The 21382-nt window shown below is 43.9% G+C and carries 17 protein-coding genes; 8 read left to right on the forward strand and 9 right to left on the reverse strand.

Annotated elements, in window-relative coordinates; all coding sequences use genetic code 11:
* Positions 1 to 23: 23 nt before the first annotated feature.
* Positions 24 to 596 carry a nucleotidyltransferase family protein gene (locus tag NI455_RS12285; protein ID WP_253114433.1) on the reverse strand — a complete coding sequence of 191 codons (573 nt, stop codon included), beginning with the start codon at positions 594 to 596 and terminating at the stop codon, positions 24 to 26.
* Positions 597 to 695: 99 nt separating this feature from the next.
* On the opposite strand from NI455_RS12285, the gene guaD reads away from it, so the two are divergent.
* The 3 genes from guaD to NI455_RS12300 all read left to right on the forward strand — a co-directional run bounded on the left by guaD (position 696) and on the right by NI455_RS12300 (position 3206).
* Entirely contained in the window at positions 696 to 2024 is a 1329-nt protein-coding gene (gene guaD / locus NI455_RS12290; protein ID WP_253114435.1) for a guanine deaminase, read from the forward strand.
* 224 nt (positions 2025 to 2248) lie between these two features.
* Positions 2249 to 2776: a hypoxanthine phosphoribosyltransferase gene (gene hpt, locus NI455_RS12295; protein ID WP_004647133.1), complete on the forward strand. Its 528-nt coding sequence runs from the start codon at positions 2249 to 2251 to the stop codon at positions 2774 to 2776.
* Positions 2777 to 2948: 172 nt separating this feature from the next.
* Entirely contained in the window at positions 2949 to 3206 is a 258-nt protein-coding gene (locus NI455_RS12300; RefSeq protein WP_004281926.1) for a GlsB/YeaQ/YmgE family stress response membrane protein, read from the forward strand.
* Positions 3207 to 3297: 91 nt separating this feature from the next.
* Here NI455_RS12300 and NI455_RS12305 read toward each other — a convergent pair whose 3' ends face one another.
* Complete coding sequence (locus NI455_RS12305; protein WP_253114436.1) at positions 3298 to 3999, reverse strand: DsbC family protein; 702 nt, start codon at positions 3997 to 3999, stop codon at positions 3298 to 3300.
* A 346-nt stretch (positions 4000 to 4345) separates the two neighbouring features.
* Between NI455_RS12305 and NI455_RS12310 the strand changes: the two genes are divergently transcribed.
* The gene (locus tag NI455_RS12310; RefSeq protein WP_435574934.1) at positions 4346 to 5524 is read left to right on the forward strand and encodes an MFS transporter; all 1179 of its coding nucleotides are present in this window, start codon (positions 4346 to 4348) and stop codon (positions 5522 to 5524) included.
* A 44-nt stretch (positions 5525 to 5568) separates the two neighbouring features.
* On the opposite strand, the gene mnmE is transcribed toward NI455_RS12310, so the two are convergent.
* The 5 genes from mnmE to rpmH form a co-directional block, all read right to left on the reverse strand.
* A complete protein-coding gene (gene mnmE, locus NI455_RS12315; protein WP_004647130.1) occupies positions 5569 to 6927 on the reverse strand; it encodes a tRNA uridine-5-carboxymethylaminomethyl(34) synthesis GTPase MnmE in 1359 nt (452 codons plus the stop codon).
* 91 nt (positions 6928 to 7018) lie between these two features.
* Complete coding sequence (yidC, locus tag NI455_RS12320; protein WP_005245552.1) at positions 7019 to 8782, reverse strand: membrane protein insertase YidC; 1764 nt, start codon at positions 8780 to 8782, stop codon at positions 7019 to 7021.
* Between the two features lie 5 nt (positions 8783 to 8787).
* Positions 8788 to 9108, reverse strand: coding sequence for a membrane protein insertion efficiency factor YidD (yidD, locus tag NI455_RS12325; RefSeq protein WP_005245550.1), 321 nt, complete (start codon positions 9106 to 9108; stop codon positions 8788 to 8790).
* Positions 9109 to 9117: 9 nt separating this feature from the next.
* Complete coding sequence (rnpA, locus tag NI455_RS12330) at positions 9118 to 9510, reverse strand: ribonuclease P protein component (RefSeq protein WP_004281932.1); 393 nt, start codon at positions 9508 to 9510, stop codon at positions 9118 to 9120.
* Between the two features lie 29 nt (positions 9511 to 9539).
* Complete coding sequence (rpmH, locus tag NI455_RS12335) at positions 9540 to 9674, reverse strand: 50S ribosomal protein L34 (protein ID WP_000831329.1); 135 nt, start codon at positions 9672 to 9674, stop codon at positions 9540 to 9542.
* Positions 9675 to 10334: 660 nt separating this feature from the next.
* On the opposite strand from rpmH, the gene dnaA reads away from it, so the two are divergent.
* The 4 genes from dnaA to gyrB all read left to right on the forward strand — a co-directional run bounded on the left by dnaA (position 10335) and on the right by gyrB (position 16605).
* Complete coding sequence (gene dnaA / locus NI455_RS12340; RefSeq protein ID WP_004281934.1) at positions 10335 to 11711, forward strand: chromosomal replication initiator protein DnaA; 1377 nt, start codon at positions 10335 to 10337, stop codon at positions 11709 to 11711.
* 109 nt (positions 11712 to 11820) lie between these two features.
* Complete coding sequence (gene dnaN / locus NI455_RS12345) at positions 11821 to 12969, forward strand: DNA polymerase III subunit beta (protein WP_004647129.1); 1149 nt, start codon at positions 11821 to 11823, stop codon at positions 12967 to 12969.
* Between the two features lie 28 nt (positions 12970 to 12997).
* Positions 12998 to 14077: a DNA replication/repair protein RecF gene (gene recF / locus NI455_RS12350; RefSeq protein ID WP_114541696.1), complete on the forward strand. Its 1080-nt coding sequence runs from the start codon at positions 12998 to 13000 to the stop codon at positions 14075 to 14077.
* 56 nt (positions 14078 to 14133) lie between these two features.
* Positions 14134 to 16605 (forward strand): DNA topoisomerase (ATP-hydrolyzing) subunit B, encoded by a 2472-nt coding sequence (gyrB, locus tag NI455_RS12355; RefSeq protein WP_148335201.1) that lies wholly within the window; start codon positions 14134 to 14136, stop codon positions 16603 to 16605.
* A 1183-nt stretch (positions 16606 to 17788) separates the two neighbouring features.
* Here gyrB and NI455_RS12360 read toward each other — a convergent pair.
* On the reverse strand, positions 17789 to 18952 hold the full coding sequence (locus NI455_RS12360; RefSeq protein WP_253114437.1) for a zinc-dependent alcohol dehydrogenase: 1164 nt from the start codon (positions 18950 to 18952) through the stop codon (positions 17789 to 17791).
* Positions 18953 to 19293: 341 nt separating this feature from the next.
* Complete coding sequence (locus tag NI455_RS12365; RefSeq protein WP_004281940.1) at positions 19294 to 21225, reverse strand: ATP-binding cassette domain-containing protein; 1932 nt, start codon at positions 21223 to 21225, stop codon at positions 19294 to 19296.
* Positions 21226 to 21382 lie beyond the last annotated feature (157 nt).

Consider the following 21382-nt stretch of genomic DNA (forward strand, 5'->3'; position numbering starts at 1 on the left):
AGCCTGCATCAGCAGGCTTTTTTTTATTGTTCTATCAGGGATAATTTGGGCCATTTTTGCAAAAACTGTTTGCTCAGCATGCGTTGTTCGAACACGGCATAACTGACTAAATTCGGATTCCAACGCAGCTTTAACTCAAATAAATCTGCTAAACCGAAAGGGGCAATCAACTCCAACTCATCATCTTTCAGGCGCAGTGCCAAGGCCGTGACAGTTTCTGGCCATAATGACAGCGCATGACTAATTGAAGTTAAAGGCTCAATACTTTCATTTTGATCGGTACGATACCACTCATGTACAAAGGCTTGATTGGTCACATCCCAACAGATATCTGGAAAATAGTCTTTTAACTGATCTGCAAGTTGCTGTTCTATAGCGCGAGCCTGCTTATTTTCGTCATAGAAAATTACATCGACCTCAGTATGATTCATTTCATATTCCCAGTCATGTAAATGCGCCCAGATCACATGACGTAACACACCCGCTGCGACATAAGCTTCAGAGTGCAATTGTGCTAACTGATGCAAGATGCGCATTAAGGTCGGCTGCGCACGCACGATCTGTTGAAATTGATCATGATAATTGGATGGGGTCATAAAAGAATCTGGATCACTATTTAAATATGAATGTTCATACAAACATGGCAATTTTTTCAGCTACAATCAATCGAAAAAATCAAAAAGCGTAGGTTTAAAATGTCTTCTGTAATTGCAACGACAGCGATCCGTGGTCGCTTCCTCGACATTCAGAATACAGTTGCCCAAGCACGTGATATACACGACCAAGTGCGATATGTAGAAGATGGTTTAGTCATCATTCACGAAGGTAAGATCCAGTGGTTTGGTCCTTGGCAAGAAGGGCAGTCACGACTTCCTACCGACCTTGAATTACAACACTATCCAGATCAACTGATTGTTCCCGGATTTATCGACACCCATATTCATTTCCCGCAAACGGAAATGGTCGGGGCTTATGGTGAACAACTGCTGGAATGGTTAAATACCTATACATTCCCCACTGAAATCCAGTTTCAAGATGCATCCTATAGCGAAAAAATTGCCGAATTTTTCGTGCAGGAATTGCTTAAAAATGGCACCACCACTGCACTGGTCTTTTGTACCGTTCATCCTGAATCCGTAGATGCTTTATTTAATGCGGCAACCATGCGCAATATGCGTCTGATCGCGGGTAAAGTCTTGATGGATCGTCATGCTCCGGAAGCACTAACAGATACAGCAGAAACAGCTTATACAGATTCTAAAGCGCTGATTGAAAAATGGCACGGACAGGGGCGGAACCTGTATGCGATTACCCCACGCTTTGCACCAACCTCAACACCTGAACAACTACAAAAAGCCGGACAGCTCAAAGCCGAATATCCGGATGTCTATGTACATACCCATTTAAGTGAAAATAAAAATGAAATTGCTTGGGTAAAAGAACTCTTTCCTGAACGTGAAAGTTATTTGGATGTTTATCATCATTATGGTTTAACCGGCAGTAAATCCGTCTTCGCGCATTGCGTGCATCTGGAAGATGAGGAGTGGGATTGTATGCATCAGACCGACTCCGCCATTGCTTTCTGTCCGACCTCAAATCTATTCCTTGGCAGTGGCTTATTTCCCCTGAAAAAAACTTGGGACAAAGGGGTCAAAGTCGGCTTAGGCACAGACATTGGAGCAGGAACATCATTTAATCAGCTGCAAACCCTGAATGAAGCCTATAAGGTGCAGCAGTTGCAGGGCGAAAAACTCTCCGCCTTTGAGGCCTTGTATCATGCCACTTTAGGCGGTGCCAAAGCCTTGAGTCTGGATGATCGCCTAGGGAACTTTAATATTGGCAAAGAAGCCGACTTTGTGGTGCTGAATCTCAATGCCACTGCCTTACAGCAGTTACGCCAGAGCAGAGCTAAAAATATTGAAGATGCATTTTTTGCACTGACCATGCTTGGCGATGACCGTAATATTGCAGCCACCTATGTCTATGGAGTAGCCGTCTATGTCAAAGCAGCAGCCAGTGAATAAAGCGACAAAACCCCGCCATCGTCAATACTTGCTCCTGTCTGCAATGGCGCTGGGCTGTGTTTTTTTACTGAAACGCGATTCAGCCGCGGCTAAAAAATGATTACATTTACAGCCAGCAAAACAGGTGCATCTCTACTAGGGATGTATTAAAATTGCGACGTATTCAGGTGTTGCAGGTCAACACCTTTTTTATTTTGCTATTTTTACTTTTTAGGTATCTACCCATGACCGTCCAAATGAGCGTAATGATTTCCGCTGAAGAAATTCAAGCTAAAGTCAAAGAGCTTGGTGCTCAAATCAATGCACACTATGCCAATAGTGACAAAGAACTTGTGCTCATCGGTTTATTACGTGGTTCAGTGATTTTTATGGCTGATTTATGTCGTGTGATTTCAAAACCGCATGAATTGGATTTCATGACTGTGTCCAGTTATGGCGGTGGCACGGTATCGTCACGTGATGTAAAAATCCTGAAAGATTTAGACGGTGAAATCCGTGGTAAAGATGTGTTAGTCGTTGAAGATATTATTGACTCAGGCAACACCTTAAGCAAGGTACTCGAAATCCTGCAAACCCGTGAACCTAACTCGATTCAACTGTGTACTTTGGTAAGTAAACCATCGCGTCGTGAAATCGATTTGAAGGTCGAATTTATGGGCTTTGAGGTTGAAGATAAATTTATCGTGGGTTATGGCCTAGACTATGACCAGAAGTACCGTCACCTGCCATTTATTGGTGAAATCGGTCTTTAAAATCAGGTTGAAAAAAGTGGCATAAGCCACTTTTTTTATACCTCAAATAGACAGAAAATCGGGAACAAAAAATAACATCTCGTTTCAGGATTCAACTTTTTATGATCCTGACTTTGTTTCAAGATGATTAAACAGATGTGAAAACAAAGACATGATAAGAAGGAGTATGCATATGTGGACAATTATTGTGGCGATCGTCATTGGTTTTGTAGCAGGTCTGATTGCACGTGCCATTCACCCGGGTAATGACAAGGCAGGTTTTATCATGACCACCTTGCTGGGTATTGCCGGCTCCTTATTGGCGACTTTTGGTGGCCGTATGCTCGGTCTGTATTCGGCAGATTCCGCAGCAGGTCTGATTGCTTCCGTGATTGGTGCTGTGATTATTCTGTTTATTTATAATATGGTGACCAAACGCCGCACGGTCTAAATCAAGCTGATGCTGACTGAATCACCTTAATAAAAAAGCACCCAATGAGGTGCTTTTTTTATATTGAACGACTGATATCATTATTTAATTTTTATAAATCGAATTCTTTAAAAATCTGCTCAATCTGCTCTGCTGGATAGGCGCCCATTACCTTAAAACCATTGGAAAAAATAATTGCAGGTGTCCCATTCACACCAATAGACTGAGCCAGTTTTTTATTCCGCTCAATCGGATTGGTACAAGTTTTTTTCGATTTAGGTTGAATCCCTTGAGCAATCAGATCTTCCCATGCCTGAGCTGGATTAGACTCGCAATACACCTGTTTTGAAGGAGCAACCGACTGGGGTTTTAAAGGAAGAATAAAGATATAAATGGTCAAGTCATTCAGTTTTTTCAGCTCTAGCTCAAGCTTTTTACAATACGGGCAATTTGGGTCAGAAAAGATCGCAATCTGACGTTTACCCGTACCTCTTACACTTTTCACAGCATCCTGAAGCGGTAATTTTTTCCAGTCGATACTATTTTGCTTCAACATTAAATCACGGGTCAGATTATGTTGATCCTGAATCCGCAGCATCGGACCGGCAATCAGATGTTTGGCATATTCATTTAGATAAACCACCTGGCCCTGCATGGAACCGCTATAGATGCCTTTCATCTCGGTGGTCTGAATATTTTCAATTTTTAAATCGGGACTGTTTTTTGCCAAATTAGCTTGTACCGTATCAATATTGGCAAATGCGAAGCTTGATACGAATGTACTTAAACTAATGATCAGTGTTTTTTTTAACATGAATGTTCTACATGAATTGGATAAGAATATGACTTGATTCTAATCGCTCTGCTTTTAAATTTCTCAAACATTTATGTTACTGTTTACACCCAGTTAAATATGCTCATAATGTTTCACGTGGAACATAATGCATAGAATTATATTTAACTTCAACATATCTAAAAATAACACCAATATTCATAATAAATAATTGTTTTATATAATTAAAATATCTTAAATGATAAACATCTTACTAATTCAACCTTGACCGATTTTCTGTATCCACTCTAAACTGCAGACACTTTCTATTTTCCTCGCTACGCCCTGACATGGATTGGCCAAGGATCAACACTATAACGGCATTTTCATGACAATAACGACCAGCTGGCGACCGTTCTTGATGGTCAGCCTGGCTTTAATGATGGGAACGATTGGCACCGCTTTGGCCAGTCCGCTTTATCCGATTTATCAACAGCTCTGGCATTTGCTGCCCAGCCAGATCACCTACATTTTTGTCGCCTATATGTTTGGCTGTCTCTCGACCCTGTTGTTTTTGGGCAGGACCAGTAACAGCATCGGATTTTTACGGACCCTGCAAATTGGTCTGGCACTGATCACGTTAGGTCTCATCATTTCCGTTTTTGCCCAGAATGCACTGATCCTCTCGATTGGCCGTTTTATTATTGGGATTGCATCGGGCCTGATGACCACTTCTGCCATGATGGGTTTGATGCATACTATCCCAGAAAGCCATAAACACACTGCACCACAATTGATTTCAATCATCACCGCAATGGGTTTTGGTTTGGGACCCTTGGTCGGTGGTGTGATTGCGCAGTTTTCCGCTGCCCCTTTGGTGATGCCATATTTACCGATTATTCTGGGTGCCGTGCTGTGTCTGATTGGCCTGTCCTGGATCAAAGCACCCAAGTTTGAGGCGCAGCCCTTTAGCATGGCGCCTAAACTGCAACAACCTGAAGTGCAGTTTCATCGTGTGTTTATGATTATTGCAGTGACGGCTTTTAGTGCCTTTGCCGCTTTTAGCCTGTTTGCTTCACTGTCGCCGTCCTTTGTCCGCAATATTTTACCTTGGCATGGCCCTCTGGTCAGCGGACTGGCCATTACCAGTATCTTAGTGGTTTCAGTGATCGTGCAATTTATGGCTAAAGCCGTCGCAGCCTCTAAATGTCTGAATATCGGTCTGATGATGATGTGCTTGAGCCTGATGATTTTGGCGCTATGTATGTATTCGAAAATCAGCCTGCTATTTTTTATCAGTGATATTTTCTTTGGAATTGGCCATGGTTTTGCCCTGATGGGTGCTTTTGCCCTGATTCATCAAATGACCAGCTTAGACAACCGTGCAGCAGTCATGTCGACCTATCTATTTATTGCCTATCTGGGCACTATTGTCCCCATCATTGCCGTGGGTTATCTGGCCGATCACTGGGGGCTGGATTTCGCCGTAATCAGCTTTTGTATCGCGATCAGTCTATTGTGTTTTGCGCTGTGGTGGGCTTATCAAAAATCCCGCCTACCAGCCTAAAAAAAGCCCTCAGTTGAGGGCTTTTTTGATGTTTTATTAAATAATTATTTACCAATACAAAATGAACCGAAGATCTTGCCCAGCAGGTCATCTGCACTGAAATCACCCGTGATCTCACCCAAAGCATTTTGCGCCAGACGTAAGGATTCCGCTACCAGTTCACCGGCGTTATACACCACCAGTTGCTCACGCGCTTCAGCCAGATAGAGCTGAGTGCGCTTCATTGCGTCTAAATGACGGGTACGTGCGATAAAGGTGTCTTCCTCAGGCTGGAAGCCTGCATGCGCTGTAATCGCCTCTATGAGCGCTTGAACACCGGTTTCCTGCTTGGCAGAGACTGCGATATGCCGGAAACCATTTAAATCGCCAATCACGGCTTCAGCACCGGTCAGGTCGCATTTATTGCCAATCAGCATCAAACGTTTTGGCTCGATATGTTCGGCAAAATATTCTTGGGCGAGTTGTAGCGGATCTTCACCCTGGCTTAAGTCATAAACCAACAGTAATAAATCTGCCTGTTCAATTTCCTTAATCGCGCGGCGAATCCCTTCCTTTTCCACGATATCACCGGTTTCACGCAGACCAGCCGTATCGGTCAGGGTAATCGGTAAGCCATTTAAGGTGATTTTCTCATGCAGCACATCACGGGTGGTGCCAGCAATATCGGTCACAATCGCGCGTTCAATTCCGGCCAGCGCATTCAGTAGAGAGGATTTACCGGCATTCGGTTTACCTGCAATTACGACTTGCAAGCCTTCACGTAGAAGCTGTCCTTGGCGTGCGGATTGCTGGACTTGAGTGACTGCACTGGATACGCCATCCAGCAGATTTAAAATCTTGCCATCTGCCAGAAAGTCGATTTCTTCTTCCGGAAAATCAATCGCGGCTTCCACATGCAGACGCAGATGAATCAGCTGCTCAAGGACTGCATTGACTTTGGTCGAGAAAGCTCCTTGCAGTGAACGCACCGCAGAACGTGCAGCCGCTTGCGAAGTTGCATCAATCAGGTCGGCAATTGCTTCAGCCTGCACCAGATCCAGCTTGCCATTTTCAAAGGCACGCATCGAGAATTCACCCGCTTTGGCTGCAGTGGCGCCCAGTTCCAGCAAACGGCCAAGCAGGGCATTCTGAATCACCGGACCGCCATGACCTTGTAGCTCCACTACATCTTCACCGGTAAACGAGTTTGGATTCGGGAAGCAAATCGCCAGTCCTTCATCCATGACTTCACCTGCTGCATCGTAGAACTGGCGGAAACCGGCAAAACGGGCTTTGGGCAACTCTTTTTGCGTCAGTTGCTGGGCAATTTCATAGGATTTCGGACCTGACAGGCGAATCACCCCAACGCCGCCACGTCCTGGTGGAGTTGCAATCGCAGCAATAGTTGTGGTTCGGTTGAGCATAAAATTCACCTGCAAAGACTCAAAAGTACAGCCAAAAAAATCCGCCTAAGATTACCATCTTAAGCGGATTTATTCAGCCTATCCGTACAACTTAGTTGACTGGAGTAGCCTCATCACGTTTCGCGCGATCTTTGGCAACAGACTTGTTAATCAAAGTTTGTTGCAGAATCGTGATCAAGTTGTTGACGATCCAGTACAGAACCAAGCCTGCCGGGAAGAACAACAAGAATACGGTAAAGATGATCGGCATAAACTTGAAGACTTTCGCCTGCATTGGATCAGTTGGTTGTGGATTTAACGACTGTTGGATATACATCGTCAAGCCCATCAACAACGGCAGAATGAACCAAGGATCCATTGAAGACAAATCCTGAATCCACAGCATCCATGGCGCATGACGCAGTTCCACAGATTCCATCAATACCCAGTACAAGGCCAGGAAAATCGGCATTTGTAATAACAGTGGTAAACAGCCGGCAAGCGGATTGACCTGTTCACGTTTGTATAATGCCATCATTTCTTGAGAGAAGCGCATGCGATCTTCACCGAACTCTTCTTTCATGCGTTGCATTTCTGGCGCAATCACACGCATTTTCGCCATCGAGCGATAGCTCTTCGACGACAATGGCCACAGGATTACTTTTACCAAGATAGTCAACAGAATAATTGCCCAGCCCCAGTTACCCACCAGACCATGGAAGAATTCAAGACCGACAAACAGTAATTTCGCAATTGGCCATAACCAGCCATAATCAACGGTCTGGTTTAAACCCGCAGCCAAATCTTTCAGTTCTGACTGGATTTTTGGACCTGAATAGAAAGTCGCATCAATTTCAGCCACTGTACCTGCAGGCACATTGAACGTCGGTGAGGTAAAACCGATGATGTTCATGTTATCGGTTGATTTACGTGATTCAAGCTTGGCGCTATAAGCTTCGCCATTGCCTTGAGTCAACTTCAGCTGACCTGGAACCCATGCACTAACAAAGTAGTGCTGTACCATTGCCACCCAACCACCTGTCGCTTCAGTACTGACTTTTTCTTCAACAAAGTTGTCGAATTTAAGCTTGTTGTACTGCTCGTCCGGGGTACCCCATGCACCGCCGAGGAATGTTCCCAGCGTGAAGATCCCCTGATCAGATTTGCCTGGATCTTCCGAGTTATCCCGTTTGATCTGACCGAACATCTGACCTTGCCAAGTCTGGCCACTGCGGTTAACCACTTTGTGATTTACCACGACCGGATATTCACCTTCAGTGAAATTGAAGGTCTTGATAATCTCGATCCCGTCAGCGGTTTTAAACACTAGCGGTACAGACAATACTTTCAGGTTTTCACCATCTTTGGATTTGACTGTTTTCGCATCTGCCAGAGTATAAGCCGTTTTTTCCAGCTCATACATTGGACGGCCGTTACGGCTGCTGTCCGGTCCATTCAGACCGATCAGGCCAGACTGGGCGACATAAGTACGTTTCGCATCGCTTTCCAGCATCACGAACGGTTCATCGCTGTCTTTGTTCTTGTCATGATTGAGTAATTCAATACGAACAATATCACCACCCTTAGGATTGATCCAAAGGTGATAAAGGTCAGTTTGTACTGAAATAAGCTGCTGACTTACAGGTGCTGTGGCATCCGTGGCTTGCTGTGCTGGCACATTTGCTTGTGGCAGATCAGAGGCAACTGTAGCCGTCTGACCATTTGGCAAATCTGCAGATACGTCATGCGAAACAACAGCAGTTTCCTGCTGCGGTTTTGTTTCAGCATTTCCATAATCTTTTTGCCACGCCAAAATGAGCAAATATGCGACAACAAACATGGCTCCGAGAATTGCAATCCTGGCCCATTGTTGCATATGTATTACCCCAAGTGGTGAGAGTGATTTTGGTTCAATAAACGATCACGAAAGGGTACAGCAACGTGAAGCGTTTGAGAATCTATTTGCTGAAATGAAATAAAACGAATCGCTTTTGAGGGAACAGGATCATATCCCCAGCCCCCCCACGGATGACAACGGCAAATACGCTTAGTAGCCAGCCACACTCCACGCCCAGCGCCATGCATCTGGACTGCTTCCAAGGAATATTGAGAACAAGTTGGAATATAACGACAGCGCGGTCCAAGAAGAGGACTAATCGCAATCTGATAGAAACGGATCAACCAATGCAGTAAACGTACCATTGGCCAACTCTACTTTTGTGGGGAGGGGGCTATTTTTGAATGCTTTTTGGCAAGACGGTTAAGTTTCTGCCAGGCAAATTGTAATTGCTGGTGCAATTCTGCATTAGGCACTGCTTCAACACCCATTTTCGGCATAATTACAATGTCTAAGTCATCTAATTGCTGTTGATGCAGGCGAAAACTTTCGCGAGCAAGTCGTTTTACTCGATTTCTTTCGTGTGCGCGTCGCACTTTCTTCTTGGCAACAACTAAACCCAAACGGCTATTTGGCAGTTCGGAATGTTTTGCAAGAAATAAGAAATGGGGTTGATGCACTTTAAAAAGCGCACCATCAAAGACACCTTTATAATCGGCAGCACAGCGTAATCGCAACTCTGTGCCAAAACTATAAAGTTTTGTCATAACACCCAAAATCGTCTTAGCGTAACTGATTAAACAGTTAAGCTATGACGACCTTTTGCACGACGGCGAGCTAATACTTGACGACCAGCTTTAGTAGCCATACGAGCACGGAAACCATGAACACGCTTACGCTTTAATTCAGACGGTTGGAATGTACGTTTCATATTGAAACTCCAAAAAATGATCTTTCTATGAAGGTCCGCGATTTTAGTGCTCATTGCTTGAGCTGTCAATGCAAAAGCAGTTTTCTTTTCAAATAAGATCAAAAAAGATAAAGCCCCTGTTTTTTCGGAGAACTTAATAAAAAATAGTTCAATTCAAGTTAATCACAAATTAAGTTATTGTTATATAAATATATATAAGTTATAAACAACTCTATCAACAAAGTTATCCACATGTTATCCAGAGTTTAAATTTAACCTGTAGTTTTGAATTTAAATTTGAAGTTTTTTGAGTTATCCACAAAAAACAGTGATCTTATAAATAAATTCAAATTTATAAATTTAAATTTATTACTATTAGGGAGCACTTTTTCTATGGATAAGCCACTTTTTATTTAATTAAACATAAACTTATGTTGTGGATAAAACTGTTTCTATTAATTTTATACTTTGTGGATAACTTTATGGTATATTTTATCCACAGCTTGCGGATAAACTTATCCACACTGGGTTTTAAATTTAAATTTATGCAGGGTGATTTCTTTTTGCACAGTTTTTGTAGAGATTGCCATGACAGATGTGGATAACTTGGTTAGAATGGCGACCCGCTTTTGGTCGCGGTCATCTTTTTTGAATGAACAATGGAATGAATAGGGGATTCACATGCTTTGGACGGACTGCTTAAATCGCCTGCGACAAGAGCTCTCTGGAAATGTCTTTACAATGTGGATTCGCCCATTGGTTGCAGAAGAGCTGGAAGACAGCTTGCGTTTGTATGCACCTAATCCTTACTGGACGCGTTACATTCAGGAACATCATCTGGAACTGATTACGATTCTGGCAGAACAGTTGTCTGAAGGACGGGTACGCAAGGTCGAGATTTTGGTCGATTCACGTCCAGGGGCGATTTTATCTGCCAGTGAACAACCGGCGACCACGACTGCGGCATTGACCTCGACACCGATGCCAGTGCCGAAGCCGAAGAAAGAAAAAGAAGACAGCGGCAAAAATAGCCGTAGACGTCAGTTGAATCCATTGTTTACCTTCTCGCTGTTTGTGGAAGGCCGATCTAACCAGATGGCGGCAGAAACCTGTCGCAAGGTACTGACCCAGCTGGGTGCTTCACAGCACAACCCCTTATTTTTATATGGTCCGACCGGTCTGGGTAAAACCCACTTGATGCAGGCGGTCGGTAATGCATTGTTGCAGGCCAAACCGAATGCACGCGTCATGTACATGACCGCAGAAAGTTTTGTACAGGACTTTGTCAGCTCGTTGCAGCAGGGTAAAGTCGAAGAGTTTAAGAAAAACTGCCGTTCTCTGGATCTGTTACTGGTCGATGATATTCACTTGCTGGCCGGTAAAGAGGCCAGTCTGGTCGAATTTTTCTACACCTTTAACGCACTTCTGGATGAGTCCAAGCAAATTATTTTGACTTCGGATCGTTATCCTAAAGAGCTGACAGAGCTGGATCCACGTCTGGTTTCACGTTTTTCCTGGGGGTTGTCGGTCGGGGTTGAACCGCCAGATATTGAAACCCGAATTGAAATTCTGCTGAAAAAAGCAGAAAGCAACCAGGTCGATTTACCACGTAACTGTGCGCTGTTTATTGCCCAGCAGGTGGTGGCTAACGTGCGTGAGCTGGAAGGTGCGCTGAACAAAGTGGTGGCGATTTCACGTTTTAAAGGCACGCCAATTGATCTGGATGTGGTGCGTGAATCTTTAAAAGATGTGCTGGCAATTCGTGCCCGTACCATCAGTACTGAAAATATTCAGCGAGTGGTCAGTGAATATTTCCGGATTCCGCTGAAAGAACTGGTCGGTCCAAAACGTACCCGGATTTATGCCCGTCCACGTCAACTGGCGATGGGTCTGGCACGTGAATTAACCGGCGACAGTTTTCCGGAAATTGGCATGGCTTTTGGCGGTCGTGATCACAGTACCGTGATGCATGCTTGCGAGAAAGTACAAAGCCTGCGTGAAGAAGATCCGATCTTTAACGAAGACTATAAAAACCTGCAACGTCTGTTGCAAAGTTGACCTAAATCGCTCAAATTCTATTCTTGCTATGCGGCTGCTTTTGCCGCATAGTAAACCGTCAAAAAAATCACTTTTTCTATATTAATCTTCAGCTTTAGAGGAATGCACCGTGCGTTTAAAAATCGCGAAAGAAAGCTTACTGAATGTTCTCTCACATGTCGTAGGAGCGGTTGAACGTCGCCATACCTTGAATATCCTGTCTAACCTGAAAATTCAGGTGACTACGCAAGCATTGACCGTGACCGGTTCCGACCTGGAAGTCGAACTGGTGGCGAGTACAGCACTGGCTGAAGGTGCATGTTTGCAGGAAGGCGAGACCACAGTTCCTGCACGTAAGCTGATTGATATCTGTAAGTCACTTCCTTCAGCGGCATTGGTGGATTTGCATATTACTGAAGATCAGCGCTGCATCCTTAAATCAGGCAACAGCCGTTTTGTACTGGGTACCTTGCCTGCTGATGATTATCCATTACTGAACACTGAAAACACCCAAGGCACGCAAGTGACGGTGACACAGCGTGAACTTAAACGCCTGTTCGAAAAAACCGCCTTTGCCATGGCAGTTCAGGATGTGCGTTTTTACCTGACCGGTACTTTGCTTGAAATTGATGCCAATCAGCTACGTGCTGTGACCACCGATGGCCACCGCCTAGCACTGTGTGAAACAGCAGCACAATCCACTGCAGCACAGCCGATTCAGGCAATTGTGCCACGTAAGGCCGTTGCAGAATTACAGCGCCTGCTCAGCGTTGAAGATGAGCAATTATCTCTATTGATTGGTCGTGAACTGCTCAATGTGACCATCAATATGCCAAGCCGTGACAAGGAACAGGCGAACATTACCGTGCGTTTCACTACCAAGCTGATTGATGGTAAGTTCCCGGACTACCGCCGTGTGATTCCACGTGGGGGCGACAAAGTCGTGATGATCGCACATGACGTGTTCAAGCAGTCTTTGCAGCGTGTGGCGATTTTAAGTAATGAAAAACTTCGCGGTGTGTTTCTGAACTTCAATGCTGATTCTTTGCAACTTCGTGCCAATAACCCGGAGCAGGATGAAGCGATTGAAGACCTGGCGATTCAATATGCCGATTCACCGCTAGAAATGTCCTTCAATGCGCAGTATCTGATTGAAGTCCTCGGTGTGCTGGATGGCGATGATGTATCAATGACTATGACTGAAGCGAATCAGTCTGTCTTAGTACAAGACCCGGCGCATACTGATCAGACTTATGTCGTCATGCCGATGCGTGTTTAAGCCGCGGCTTCTGATATTCATATAAGACATGCATATTACGCGTTTACATATTGAGCGTGTGCGGAATTTAAAGACGGTTGCTCTCCACGGATTGCAGCCGTTTAATGTTTTTTATGGGCAAAATGGTTCAGGTAAAACCTCGATTTTAGAGGCGATTCATTTACTGGCTGCCGGTCGTTCCTTCCGTACTCATATTCCCAAAAATTATATCCAGCATGGCGCGCAGGATGCGATTGTATTTGCACAGTCTGCGACTGAAAAAATTGGCATGCAAAAAATGGCCAGCGGGGAGCAACTGATCAAGGTCAATGGTGATCTGGTCGCAACCCAGGGACAGCTGGCCAAACTGTTGCCCTTGCAGCTGATTGATCCGCAAAGCACCGATATTATCGATCATGGTGCTAAACCACGACGCCAACTCCTTGACTGGTTAATGTTCCACGTGGAACCAGAGTTTTATCATGCCTGGCAATATTATTCTCGTGCGCTGAAACAGCGAAATAGTCTGCTCAAAAGCAAACGCTTTCTCAGTCTGTCTGATCTGGAACCGTGGAACCAGATGCTGAGTGAATATGGTGAAATCCTGCACTCGCAACGTGTCGGGATTGTGGAACAATGGAAGCCATTTTTTGAAGATGATCTGAAACAGTTATTACCTGAATTGCAAGTCAGTCTGGAATACAGTCCGGGCTTTCATAGTGAAACCGGCCTGCTAAATGATCTGACCAACCAGCATGAAAAAGACTGTGAGCGACGCTATACCGAATATGGCCCACATCGCGCAGATTTGCGTTTAAAGACCCCGATGGGGGATGCTGATGTGATCCTGTCGCGCGGGCAGAAAAAGCTGCTGATGATCGCACTAAAACTGTCGCAAATCGCAATGCTACATTCTTGTAATAAGGAAACTGTGGTATTATTAGATGATGTGACAGCAGAATTAGATTTAACCGCACAACAACGTTTAATTGAGCGATTGAGCCAACTTGGTAGTCAAGTTTTTATTACCACCTTAGACCATGAATCAGTACAAAAGCACTTACATGATTTGTCTATCTCATATCAGTTATTCAGTGTTGAAAACGGTACAGTTCAAGTTGTGCAATAATATTTTTTGAGTTTTACCCATCTTTGGATAGACCTATTTTTCACTAGGGAGAAACCATGAGTTCAGAAGATCAAGCTGCTTCTCAAACAGAACAAACCATTGAAAAGGCTTATGATTCCTCTAGCATCAAGGTATTACGTGGTTTAGACGCAGTCCGTAAGCGTCCGGGCATGTACATTGGTGATACAGACGATGGTACGGGCCTGCACCACATGGTGTTTGAAGTAGTCGACAACTCGATTGATGAAGCCTTGGCAGGCCACTGTGATGAAATTATAGTGACGATCCATGAAGATGAATCGGTTTCAGTTTCTGATAATGGTCGTGGTATTCCGACCGACATTCACCCTGAAGAAGGTGTGTCTGCAGCAGAGGTGATTTTAACCATTCTGCATGCCGGTGGTAAGTTCGACGACAACAGTTATAAAGTGTCTGGCGGTCTGCATGGTGTCGGTGTTTCCGTAGTCAACGCACTGTCTGAAAAACTCGAATTGACCATTCACCGTGCCGGTAAAATTCATGAACAAGAATACCGTCATGGCGATTCTCAATATCCATTAAAAGTAGTAGGCGATACCGATAGAACCGGTACTCGTGTCCGTTTCTGGCCAAGTGCCGAGACGTTTAGTCAGACCATTTTTAATGTTGATATTTTGGCGCGTCGTTTGCGTGAACTGTCGTTCCTGAACGCAGGTGTGCGTATTGTGCTGCGTGACGAACGCATTAATGCCGAGCATGTCTTTGATTATGAAGGTGGTCTGTCTGAGTTCGTTAAATATATTAACGAAGGCAAAACTCACCTGAATGATATTTTCCATTTCACTGCTGCACAGGCCGATAACGGTATTACGGTAGAAGTCGCATTGCAGTGGAATGATTCTTATCAGGAAAATGTACGTTGCTTTACCAACAACATCCCGCAAAAGGATGGTGGTACGCATTTGGCTGGTTTCCGTGCTGCGTTGACCCGTGGTTTAAACAACTACATGGACAGCGAAAATATCCTGAAAAAGGAAAAAGTTGCGGTATCGGGTGATGATGCGCGTGAAGGCCTGACTGCCATCGTGTCAGTCAAAGTACCTGATCCAAAATTCTCTTCACAGACCAAAGAAAAACTGGTATCGAGTGAAGTAAAAACCGCTGTTGAACAGGCCATGAACAAGGCATTTTCTGAATATTTATTGGAAAATCCACAAGCAGCCAAAGCGATTGCTGGCAAGATCATTGATGCAGCACGTGCGCGTGATGCAGCGCGTAAAGCACGTGAAATGACACGTCGTAAGAGTGCGCTGGATATTGCCGGTCTTCCAGGTAAACTGGCCGATTGTCAGGAAAAAGATCCAGCTTTGTCTGAACTGTACCTGGTCGAGGGTGATTCTGCAGGTGGTTCAGCCAAGCAAGGTCGTAACCGTAAAATGCAGGCGATTTTACCGCTGAAAGGTAAGATCCTTAACGTGGAACGTGCCCGTTTTGACCGCATGATTTCCTCTGCTGAAGTTGGTACGCTGATTACCGCACTCGGCTGTGGTATTGGTCGTGAGGAATATAATCCGGACAAACTGCGTTATCATAAAATCATCATCATGACCGATGCTGACGTCGATGGTTCACACATCCGTACGCTGCTGTTGACCTTCTTCTTCCGTCAAATGCCAGAACTTGTGGAACGTGGTCATATCTATATTGCCCAGCCACCACTGTACAAGCTGAAAAAAGGCAAGCAGGAACAGTACATCAAGGACAATGATGCACTGGAAACTTACCTAATTTCGAATGCGATTGATGAGCTGGAACTGCATATCAGTGCAGAAGCGCCTGCGATTCGTGGTGAAGCACTGGCGAATGTGATTGCTGATTATCAGACTTCCCAGAAGAGCTTGGCACGTTTGACCCAGCGTTATCCTGCGAGTCTGCTTGATGCACTACTTTCACTGGAAGGTTTTAAGCTGGATCAGCTGGAAGACAAAACCTATGTGGAAACATGGGGTGAGAATCTGCGTGCAGCGATTGAAGCCATTCAGCCAACATTACGTCCAGAATTAACCCTGGAGCGTTTTGAAAAAGAACTGGCAGATGGTCAAAAAACTGCAAGCTGGTTGCCACGTATCACGATCTATGTACATAACTTGCCACATAGCTACCTGTTAGACTCAGTACTGTTAGGTTCAAGTGAATATGCACGTTTATTAAAGAATTCAAAGAGCTGGTTTAGTCTGCTTGAAGATGGTGCATATTTGCAAAAAGGCGATCGCAAGATTCAGGTCAGCAATTTCCATCAGGTTTGGCAACATATCTTGCAGGACTCACGTCGTGGCATGATGATCCAGCGCTATAAAGGTCTGGGCGAGATGAATGCGGAACAGTTATGGGAAACCACCATGGATCCAGACAACCGTAACATGCTGCAAGTGACAGTTACCGATGCGATTGAAGCGGATCGTATGTTCTCTTGCTTGATGGGCGATGACGTAGAACCACGTCGTGCTTTCATTGAAGAAAATGCCTTGAATGCAGATATTGATGCATAACCCTTCAGGATAAAATCAGATATAAAAAAGCGCCTTTCGAGGCGCTTTTTTTAGACCAATTTTTTTACTCATATCCTGTGAGCTAGGCAAAATAAAGTAATTTTGGACCGATTTTTAGATATGGAACGGGTTCATTTAGGTTTTAAAAAGCCAAGTTGAGTAAGCCAAATCGACTCTAAGAAAGGGTTTATGTATAGAGATTACCAACTCGGGAGAATACCTGAAATCTGGAGTGAATCTATCGTTATAAAAATGATCTGCATCAGAACTTCTAAAATAATTTTTGAATAGGAAAGTGAGGTAGAAAGACGTTCTTTATACGATGAGAAGTTTGCATGCAGTTCACGACACTAGGTGAAAACTGGATCAGTCAAAGTGGTATTTAAAGATGCGTGTAATAAAAATAGATCGAATACTTTAGGTGGATTCGACTAAAAAATAATAAATCGCCTATTCAGAAGATCCAATATCTCAAAAATAAATAAAAAGCTGCTAAAACTAAATTTTAAATTTTCAATAGCTTATAAGAAACTTGGTCTAATACGCTAAATAATACGTGAATAATATTGCTTCAAGCATCTAGAAAGCCTGATCAGAGATGGTGGATAACTCTAAAGTTATCCATAATTTTTATGTGAATAAGATAGTATTTTTCCGCAAGCTTTAATCCACGTATTAATTCTTTATTTTAAATTCAAATTTGAAATCGATTATCTTGTGGATAAGTGTTTTTAAATTTAAAATAGCATTTTAAATTTAAAGCTAGATTTGGCGATATATTGCTAGTATGACCAGACTATTCCTTGGATTGGCTTTAAAATAAAAAAATATTATAAATTAAATACTTGTAAATATAGTGTAGTTTCTCTAATCATTACCGTGGAACATATTGTTAACTAAAAACTCAAGATGTAGCTAAACTACATAATTGATTTAATAATCAAGTGAACTTTCATTTTTATTTAAAATCATACTTTTATCGATTTTTGCTTAACTTTTTTATTTCTCATTTTTGAGTTATTTCTTGATTTCATTATTGAAAATCGGGCATTTCTTTTATTACTCGATAGAAAAGAGGGAGGGAATCGCTGAAATGATATTGATTAGGAAAAAGAAAAAGAGGATTGATAAAATGACGATAAAAAATAAAAAAGCGCCTGACGGCGCTTTTTTTTAATCATATTTATGGTGTTAGAATGACTTTACGACAGTCTTCTTCCTTTTTATCAAAAATACGGTAACCTTCCGCAGCATCTTCCAGTTTCATGCGATGGGTAATAATCAGATCTGGAGACAGATCTCCATTTTCAATATGTTCTAGCAACTGCGGCAAGTAGTTATGCACATGGGTTTGTCCCATTTTAAAGGTTAAACCTTTGTCAAAGGCATCACCAAACAGGAAGCCATGAATTGGACCAGCATAAACTCCAGGTACACTCACCACACCGCCGCGGCGGACCGCTGCAATACATTGTCTTAGCGCTGAACCACTCGAACCTTCTAATTTCAGGTTGGTCATTACGGTTTCCAGCATGCTGCCTTTGGCTTCAAAACCGACCGCATCAATGACGGCATCAACTCCACGATAACCCGTGGTATTTTGAATGATAAATTCAGCGGCATCGACTTCATCAAAATTGACCGGAATTACTCCATAGGTTTGATGCGCGAAACGCAAACGGTAAGGATGGTGATCGACCATAAAGATCTGCTCGGCACCCAGCATCCGTGCACAGGCAGCAGCCAGCAGACCCACCGGGCCAGCGCCATAAATGGCGACACTGGAACCTCGACTGACTTGGGCATTATTCACTGCTTGCCAGGCGGTTGGCAGAATATCAGTCAGGAATAATACTTTTTCATCAGGCAGGGAACCTGGCACTTTAAATGGTCCGACATTGCCCTTGGGAATCCGCACATATTCTGCCTGACCACCCGGCACACCACCATACAGATGGCTAAAGCCAAATAAAGCTGCCCCTGGTGGGATCTGTTTTTTATTGAGAATTGCACCACGGCCGGTATTGGTATTTTCACAGGCAGCCATGAGTTCATGTTCACAGAAAAAACAGTGACCGCATGCAATGACAAAGGGAATAATCACCCGGTCACCTTTTTTGACTTCGGTTACTTCTGGGCCGACTTCTTCTACAATTCCCATAAATTCATGGCCGAAAATATCACCGTCTTCAGTGGCCGGAATTTTCCCCCGGTATAAATGCAGATCTGAGCCACAGATGGCGGTGGCTGTCACCCTTAAAATAACGTCATCTGGTTCCTGAATCACTGGATCTGGAACGGATTCAACTCGTACATCCCGAGCACCATGATAGGTAAGAGCACGCATGCGGATTTCCTCTCTCTAGTTCAACATTAAACAGACTCGTAGCAAGACTGCCAAAAATTAAAAAACACTTGTATTAGAGCCTTAGGATGAAACAGCGCGCTGTAAATTAATGTATGAAATAAGGCATCCAACTGTTTAAAAAATAAACTTATATAGGGTTTGTGTAATTCATGACCTTATGTGTCGAATGAATAGAAAAGAACAGAATTAAAGAAACATCTAGACGTAGATGAAAAAATACAGGGGGGAAAATGGAAGAGAAAACATTAAAAATAGTGAATAAAAAAGAGATGAACAACGTTGGTCATTCATCTCTTATCTTAAATCTTACTAAAAGAGCTTTAGAACGTCTGTTCCAGACTTTCCAGTTCCATCATCAGTTCTAGCATTTGCTCTTCGGCTGTTTCCAGTTTGGCTTTTAGCTCGGTTTGCTCATTCATCAGTTTCAGCAAATCATTTTTACGTGATGCTTCGTATAAAGCACTGTCACCCAGCAGGTTTTCAATTTCAATCAGTCGCGGCTGTAGTTTGGCCATCTGTGCTTCGCATTTTTCAATATTCTTGCGAATCGGACGACTTAGTTCCCGCTGGCGAGCAGCTTCCTTACGTTGTGCTTCCTTGTCCAGTTTGGAAATAGTCGGTTTGACTTCGACTTGGGATTTCACCGGTTCTGCTGGCTTTTGCCCATTTTTAATCATCTCAATACGGGCTTGGCGTAACCAGTCAGCATAGGCAGTAAGATCACCATCAAACTCACGGCATTGACCATTATGTACCAGTAGCAGTTCATCACAGACGCTGGCGATGAGCTGACGTTCATGCGAAACTAGAACTACCGCGCCCTGAAAATCTTGTAAAGCCATAGTCAGTGCATGACGCATATCCAGGTCTAAATGGTTGGTCGGCTCATCCAGAATCAGTACATTCGGACGCTGCCAAACAATCAGTGCTAGGGCCAAACGTGCACGTTCACCGCCTGAGAAGCTTTCGCTTGGCGTATCCATACGTTCGCCACTAAAACCGAAACTACCCAAGAAGGAGCGTAGACTGGCTTCACTGATTTTTTTATCTGCGATACGTGCCAGCTGTAACATTGGGCTGGCATTACCATCCAGTGCATCCATTTGATGCTGGGCAAAATAACCAATATTCAGTAATTCTGAATCTTTCCGCAGACCCTGAATCAGTTTCAGGTCACCGACCAGCGATTTAATCAGCGTGGATTTACCGGCACCATTCATCCCAAGCAAACCGATCCGGCTGTTTGGCGTGATCTGTAAATTTACATTGGTGACAATCAGCTTGTCGCCATAACCAATATCGGCATGTTCCAGTTGCAATAACGGCGAACTCATTTTGGTCGGTTCACGGAAACTGAAGGTAAATGGCGTATCGACATGGGCTGCAGATAGTTCCTGCATTCGTTCCAGCTGTTTGATCCGGCTCTGTGCCTGTTTGGCTTTGGTCGCTTGCGCTTTAAAACGGTCAATATATTTTTGCAGATGCGCGCGGGTTTCCAGCTGCTTTTCATACGCCTGTTGCTGCTGCGCTAAACGCTCACTACGGGTGCGCTCAAAAGTCGAATAGTTACCGGTATATAAAATCAGTTCCTGATTTTCGATATGTAAAATGTGATCGGTAATCGCATCGAGGAAGTCCCGGTCATGCGAAATCAGTACCAGCGTACCTTCATAGGCTTTCAGCCAGTCTTCGAGCCAGAGAATTGCGTCCAAGTCCAGATGGTTGGTTGGTTCATCGAGGAGCAGTAAGTCTGATCGGCTCATCAGGGTACGTGCCAGATTCAAACGCATACGCCAGCCACCGGAAAAACTTGAAACATCCAGCTGTGATTGATGTTCAAAGAAGCCCAGACCAGCCATCAGTTGTGAAGCTTTGGCAGGAGCAGAATAACCTGAAATTTCATCAAAACGGCCATATAAATGAGCCAGTTCTGCATCATCCAGTTGATCCGGTTGATCGAGTTTCTGCTGAATATCCCAGTATTCTTCATCGCCCGACAAGACGAAATCAATGGCTTTCATATTCAGTGCTTTGATTTCCTGAGCCATATGCGCTACGGTCCATACCGCAGGTCGGGTCAGCGAACCGGTGTCCGATTCCATGCCGCCGAGCAAGGCTGAAAACAGGGTTGATTTTCCAGCACCATTGACACCGGTTAGGCCAATTTTCCATCCTGGGTGTAACTGCATCGACGCTTTTTGAAATAAAACACGTCCACCGCGACGTATAGATAACTGGTCTAACTGAATCATTGAGAAATCAAAGCTAAGAAATAAGATGCGCCTATTCTAAAGGAAAGCCCTGTGAAAATGAAAAATCTTACCGTTTTTGCTGAAATAAGTGTGCTTTTCACCTCTGTCAATTGATCTAGGGTGGACGCATAAGTTGAGTAAAAGCTCTATTTTATGC

Source organism: Acinetobacter lwoffii, from assembly GCF_024129435.1.
GTDB classification, from domain to species: Bacteria; Pseudomonadota; Gammaproteobacteria; order Pseudomonadales; family Moraxellaceae; genus Acinetobacter; species Acinetobacter lwoffii_F.

Coding starts and splice junctions, on each gene's coding strand:
- NI455_RS12360 (WP_253114437.1), bottom strand. CDS start 18,952: ATGCGTGCTCTTACCTATCATGGTGCTCGGGATGTACGAGTTGAATCC.
- dnaA (WP_004281934.1), top strand. CDS start 10,335: ATGCTTTGGACGGACTGCTTAAATCGCCTGCGACAAGAGCTCTCTGGA.
- NI455_RS12285 (WP_253114433.1), bottom strand. CDS start 596: ATGACCCCATCCAATTATCATGATCAATTTCAACAGATCGTGCGTGCG.
- rpmH (WP_000831329.1), bottom strand. CDS start 9,674: ATGAAACGTACATTCCAACCGTCTGAATTAAAGCGTAAGCGTGTTCAT.
- NI455_RS12300 (WP_004281926.1), top strand. CDS start 2,949: ATGTGGACAATTATTGTGGCGATCGTCATTGGTTTTGTAGCAGGTCTG.
- guaD (WP_253114435.1), top strand. CDS start 696: ATGTCTTCTGTAATTGCAACGACAGCGATCCGTGGTCGCTTCCTCGAC.
- recF (WP_114541696.1), top strand. CDS start 12,998: ATGCATATTACGCGTTTACATATTGAGCGTGTGCGGAATTTAAAGACG.
- yidD (WP_005245550.1), bottom strand. CDS start 9,108: ATGGTACGTTTACTGCATTGGTTGATCCGTTTCTATCAGATTGCGATT.
- gyrB (WP_148335201.1), top strand. CDS start 14,134: ATGAGTTCAGAAGATCAAGCTGCTTCTCAAACAGAACAAACCATTGAA.
- NI455_RS12365 (WP_004281940.1), bottom strand. CDS start 21,225: ATGATTCAGTTAGACCAGTTATCTATACGTCGCGGTGGACGTGTTTTA.
- NI455_RS12305 (WP_253114436.1), bottom strand. CDS start 3,999: ATGTTAAAAAAAACACTGATCATTAGTTTAAGTACATTCGTATCAAGC.
- yidC (WP_005245552.1), bottom strand. CDS start 8,782: ATGCAACAATGGGCCAGGATTGCAATTCTCGGAGCCATGTTTGTTGTC.
- rnpA (WP_004281932.1), bottom strand. CDS start 9,510: ATGACAAAACTTTATAGTTTTGGCACAGAGTTGCGATTACGCTGTGCT.
- NI455_RS12310 (WP_435574934.1), top strand. CDS start 4,346: ATGACAATAACGACCAGCTGGCGACCGTTCTTGATGGTCAGCCTGGCT.
- mnmE (WP_004647130.1), bottom strand. CDS start 6,927: ATGCTCAACCGAACCACAACTATTGCTGCGATTGCAACTCCACCAGGA.
- hpt (WP_004647133.1), top strand. CDS start 2,249: ATGACCGTCCAAATGAGCGTAATGATTTCCGCTGAAGAAATTCAAGCT.